4 protein-coding genes and 1 pseudogene are annotated in these 5,205 nt (G+C 61.4%); 4 read left to right on the plus strand and 1 reads right to left on the minus strand.

The annotated features are described in order from the left end of the window. Positions 1 to 184 precede the first annotated feature (184 nt). Entirely contained in the window at positions 185 to 433 is a 249-nt protein-coding gene (locus tag AC1HIY_RS10960; protein WP_479576776.1) for a hypothetical protein, read from the minus strand. 79 nt (positions 434 to 512) lie between these two features. On the opposite strand from AC1HIY_RS10960, the gene AC1HIY_RS10965 reads away from it, so the two are divergent. From AC1HIY_RS10965 to AC1HIY_RS10980, 4 genes and pseudogenes are all read left to right on the plus strand, one after another. Next, positions 513 to 728 (plus strand): hypothetical protein, encoded by a 216-nt coding sequence (locus AC1HIY_RS10965; protein WP_479576777.1) that lies wholly within the window; start codon positions 513 to 515, stop codon positions 726 to 728. Positions 729 to 909: 181 nt separating this feature from the next. Continuing rightward, the gene (locus tag AC1HIY_RS10970) at positions 910 to 1,392 is read left to right on the plus strand and encodes a cupin domain-containing protein (RefSeq protein WP_479576778.1); all 483 of its coding nucleotides are present in this window, start codon (positions 910 to 912) and stop codon (positions 1,390 to 1,392) included. A 439-nt stretch (positions 1,393 to 1,831) separates the two neighbouring features. After that, a complete protein-coding gene (locus tag AC1HIY_RS10975) occupies positions 1,832 to 4,669 on the plus strand; it encodes a tetratricopeptide repeat protein (protein ID WP_479576779.1) in 2,838 nt (945 codons plus the stop codon). A 192-nt stretch (positions 4,670 to 4,861) separates the two neighbouring features. Next, positions 4,862 to 5,205 (plus strand): annotated as a pseudogene (locus AC1HIY_RS10980) (hypothetical protein); the annotation flags it as partial.

A 5,205-nucleotide genomic window follows, 5' to 3' on the forward strand; every position in this document is an offset into this window, starting at 1 on the left:
CGGTGAGCGTGCCGTCGCGGTCGAAGGCGCGGAGGTCCTCATCGCTGACCTTGAAGATGCGGTCGAAGGCGGCGCAGTCCTCGGGCGGGTTGCCGTCGTCGTCGAGCGGGCCGGGCCAGAACTCCCATCTGCTATAGGTGGCGGCGGCCATGCGGAGTTCGTCCGAAGGCGTCAGACCGCCGAGTCAGATCCCACCGGCGAAGATGGCGTTCGGAGTGATGGGGTTGCCTTCCGGAGCTCTGGGCACGTTGTAGACGTTGCGGGATCCGTCCCAGAAGAAGCCGCCGTCATTGTAGAGGCGGGCGCGGACGTTGGCGACGTCGAGGTCGGCAGTGGCCTCGCCCCGCTCGCACGCGCCGGTCGTCTGGGCGCGCGCCGGATTCGGGGAGATGAGAATGAGGAGGAAAAGCAGTCCGAAAAATCGCGTCAACATGAAGATAATTATTCCTGGAACGGATGGTCATTTTTTGACAAGGTAGAGCGGAAGGAAGGCGCGCGCTATCCCATCCGTAATGCCCTTTCGGATATCACGTATTTCGAGTCAGGTACAGGAGTTCACGGTGTTCGCCGTCAAGGCGGTTCATCTTGACCATTTCGCGACCATTGACCGCGAGCGGCAGCAGGAGCTCACGAGAAAGGCCATCGTGGAAGCGCTGGAAGCCGTTGCACGCGGGAATGCGCCGGCTAACAGTGCGCCGCCGCCTCCGACCGGCTCCGCCGGCGGCTGAGCGCCTGATGCCTGGGTTCATGTAAGGATGCGGTATCCGGGCTGTATGACGTTTCCACCCGTATTGCTTTGCAAAATACTGAGATGCTATCTTAACGCAAGTGCCGGGCTGCTGATCGCTGGCCATTGTTCGGCCGGCGCTCCCCCCGTTGTCCTTTTCAACCCCTCATTCGGAATCCATCATGCCCGACCAGACAGCTCCCCCGCGCCTCGATCCCTCCGACGAGACGATTCAGGCCGGCCCGATCACGATACGCTTCCTTGTCACGGGCAAAGACTCCAACGACAGCATCGCCGTCTTCGAGTTCATGGTTCCGGCCGGGCAGCGCCTCCTCGCTCCCGCTCATTCCCATGATCACTACGAGGAGACGATCTATGGTCTCGATGGTGTGGTCACGTTTACCGTCGATGGGACGCCTGTCGACATCGGCCCCGGCCAGACGCTGTGTATCCCGCGCGGCGCTGTCCATCGCTTCGACAACAACGGCAACGTCGACGTCAAGGGATTCTGCGCGGTTACCCCGGCCGGTCTGGGCCCGGAGTTCTTCCGCGAGGCTGCCGCCATCTACGCGGAGGCTGTCGCCGGTCCGCCCGATCGCGCAAAGCTCATGGATCTGATGCAACGAAACGGCATTACCCCAGCCTTGCCGCCCTCTGCCGCATAGCCGGGTTTCCGGAACTTCGCCCGGCGGCTCAGCCCACGGGCATCACCCAGCACGCAGGTCGGCCATAAACGCGACGGTCCCGGCTGTTGCAAGCGCCGGCTCTCGACGTTTCGTATATGACCGAGACCGAAACGAGGAGCGTAAATGGCTATGAACGTAATCGGGGGCAGGGGTGGGTCGGGTGGCCTGTAGACTTGTGCATAGCATCCTCATGGCGTATGCTTGAAGGGGTTCATCGGCTTCGCGGTCGGCTCGGAGTCAGGGACACTCCACGGCCTGGAAGCATGCCGGGTGGGGGGGCGGTTTAACGGGCAGGCTCAGCGGCAGCGTGGTTGTGCTACCGAGGCCTCGTGCAGTTTCAGCCTTCCCCGGACACGATGAAAATAAGCCGTGTCTCCCCCCTGCGATTCCTGGAAACATATGCATCCGCACTGCCCTTATGAAGCGTACGCTGACGGTACTACTCGCCGTATGGGGGAGCCTTCCCCTTTATGCCCAGGTCCCGGTTGAGGAGCTGGAAGCCCGTTTGCCCGGGACCGTTGATGATGTACGCCTGGCCCTGCTGGCTGATCTGATCGAGGGGCACTATATCGGGGATGTCGGGGTGGCGCTCACCTACAGCCGGGAGGCTGTTTCCCTGTTGCGCAGCGATACCGCACCTGCGCTGATACGGCGGGTGTGGTATGGCAAGGGGCGGGTCCACGAAAAGCTCGCACAGTACGATTCGATGCGGGTGGTGGGGGAACACCTGCGGGCCTGGGCCACGTCGGTCGGAGATGCACAGGGGGCCGCCGACGGGGCCTATCTAGAAGGCTCCGGCCTGATCTGGCGTGGGAAGTATGAACCCGGACGGACGTTGATTGAGGAGGCGCTGGCAGGCTATGAAGCCCTCGGAGACCGCCGGGGGTTGAGTGCCGCCCTGCGCTCGATTGGTCTCTACCACGATCTCCAGGGGCGCCTCGACGAAGGACTGTCGTTCTACCGCCGCGCCCTGGCTATCCGGGAGGAGATGGGGGATCGTATGGGGATCGCCGAATCCCTCAACGATGTGGGTATCATTCATCTGTTTCAGGGCAACTTGGACGAGGCACTTTCCTACTACGAACGCTCGCTGCGTCTCCGCGAAGCCCTGGGGGATCAACTGGGGGTCGGCAAGATGCTCAACAACATCGGAGCCGTCTACCTGCGCAAAGACAACCAGGACGAGGCGCTCGCCTATTTCAACCGGGCGCTGGAGATCCGGGAAGCCATCGAGGACAGGAATGGTATGGCGAGTACCTACAACAACCTCGGCAACATTTACGATAACCGGGGGGATTATGAGGCAGCCCTCTATTCCTTCCGTCGTGCCTCTACCCTTTTTGAAGCGTTGGGGGAACAGCGGGAATTGGCCGGTACGCTCCTCAACGTGGCCCGTATGCACGGGAAACGAGGTGCATTCAACGAGGCACTGACGGACTATGAGCAGGTCCTCGGCATCAGTGAGGCGTTGAAGGACCAAAGGCGAATAGCGAACGCCCTCGAAGGCATCGGGCTGACCTACCAGGTGCTGGGCGACCTGGATGCGGCCCTGTCCTTTCTCGACCGTTCCCTCGTTGTACAGGAAGAGATACAGAACCAGCGAGGTATAGCCAGTGCGCTCAATAACATGAGCATCATCCACCATGACCTCGGCGCCTTTGACGAGGCTCTTCCCCTGCTGGAACGTGCCCTGGCGATCTATGAGGCTACGGGGAACCGGCGGGGGATGTCTTCTGCCCTCAACAACCTGGGCAACAACCTGGCCGCCCTCGGGCGCTACGACGAGGCGTTGTCGCACTACGAACGGGCCCTGGCCCTCAAGGAGGCCCTCGGCGATCAATCCGGTATGGCGATCTCGGCCATTAATCTCGGCAGGATGCACAAACTGAAAGGCCACTATGACGAGGCGCTGGAATACCTCGAGCGTGCGCTGGCCATCCACGAGCGTCTGGGGGACCAGGATGGGAAGGCCGAAGCCCTGTACCATCTCGCTTCGCTCTACCGTCACCAGGGGCGCCTCGATGAGGCGCTGGACTACAGCAACCGCGCCCTTACCCTGGCGGACTCGCTCGGCGTCCTTCTCCTCGTACAGAACATCCATGAAGAACGCAGCCGTATCCTGGAGCAAAAAGGGCAATACCGGGAGGCCCTCGCGGCCTATCGGGCCTACAAAGCAGCCTACGATTCCCTCTTCACCTCCGAGAGCCAGGGCGTCATCGCTGAACTGCAGCAACAGTACCAGACCCGGGCGCAGCAGCAGCAGATCGAGATCCTGGAGCGTGACCAGCAACTCCAACGTTTCTGGCGGTATGGCCTCGGCGCCGGGCTGCTGCTGGTCGCCGCCATCGCCTTTCTGGTCTATACCCGCTATCGGCTGAAAAACCGTGCCCATGTGGCCCTCACCAGTGCACACAACGAACTGCAACAGACCCATCGTCGCTTGCAAACGACGCAGCAGCAACTGATCCAGCAGGAGAAGATGGCCTCACTGGGGCAACTCACGGCCGGCATCGCCCACGAGATCAAGAACCCACTGAACTTTGTCAACAACTTCGCCGAGATCAACGAAGAGCTCGCCGCCGAACTATGCGAGGACCTGGCCGATCACCCCGATGCCCTCGCCGCCGTCGAAGACCTGTTGACGGATCTGAAACAGAATGCCCGGGTCATCAACCAGCACGGTAAGCGGGCCGACGGCATTGTGCGCGCCATGATGCAACATGCCGAGAGCGGCAATGGCCTGCGTGAACCCGGCGACATCAACCGGCTCGTCTCAGAGCACATCGATCTGGCCTACCACGGCAAAAGATCGCAGATATCCGACCTCAACGTTGCGATCAAGCGAAACCTGGAGGACGATGTCGGCACGATTGAGGTTGTGCCACAGGAGATCGGTCGGGTGTTCTTGAACCTGCTCGGAAACGCCTTCGACGCGGTATACGAGTACGCCGCAACCGTCAACGGTGCCTATGAGCCGATCGTGACGGTGACCACGCGGCGGGTCGATGGTCAGGTGGAGATCCGGGTGTCGGACAATGGCCCGGGGATCCCGCCTGAGATCAAGGAGAAGATCTTCGAACCATTCTTCACGACGAAGCCGACGGGCACGGGGACGGGACTGGGTTTGAGCCTGAGCTACGACATCGTCACGCAGGGGCACGGCGGCACGCTGACGGTGGAGAGCGAAGAAGGCAAAGGAGCCACGTTCATCGTCACGCTGCCCGTGGACCGGAAGGAAGCAGCATCAAACGCGTAAGTGTGGCCCCTGACCTCCGGTTGCAAGGTGGCCGAGGGCGTTCCGGCAATCGCAGCCCTCTCCGGTTCGCGCGAGGTTGGATGCTGCTTCGTATGTTTGTGCCACGCACCCTCGGCACTCGAGCCGTGGACCGTTATGCAGCTCAAAAAAACGAACATTGAAAGCTGATGAGGTAGCGCGTGGTTTTCATGCATGAAACCGAAACGCTACCTCGAAAACACCATCGTCAGTTATCTCGCGGCCAATCCCGGCCGAGATATCCTTGCTGCTGCACGACCAGAATTAACCAGACAGTGGTGGAATAGCAAACGGTTTGGCTACGACCTCTACATCTCTGAATTCGTGATCTCAAAAGCAGCAGCCGGCGAAACAGGGGCCGCTGCTCGTCGCCTTGACGTCCATCCGATTCAGGTCACGCCTTCGCCGGTTGCCCTGCCGGCGTTGGAAGAAGCGGCGCACCCAGTGGGCATAGAGGGGGGCGTCTGGTTCCGCCACGCCCTGCTCCCGGAGCACCTGGAAGTACCCCGCCGGCCACC

Source organism: Rhodocaloribacter sp. (genome assembly GCF_056451265.1).

Bases quoted from the DNA above. Each gene is read 5' to 3' on its own strand.
- AC1HIY_RS10970 (WP_479576778.1), top strand. From the start codon at position 910: ATGCCCGACCAGACAGCTCCCCCGCGCCTCGATCCCTCCGACGAGACG.
- AC1HIY_RS10965 (WP_479576777.1), top strand. From the start codon at position 513: ATGCCCTTTCGGATATCACGTATTTCGAGTCAGGTACAGGAGTTCACG.
- AC1HIY_RS10975 (WP_479576779.1), top strand. From the start codon at position 1,832: ATGAAGCGTACGCTGACGGTACTACTCGCCGTATGGGGGAGCCTTCCC.
- AC1HIY_RS10960 (WP_479576776.1), bottom strand. From the start codon at position 433: ATGTTGACGCGATTTTTCGGACTGCTTTTCCTCCTCATTCTCATCTCC.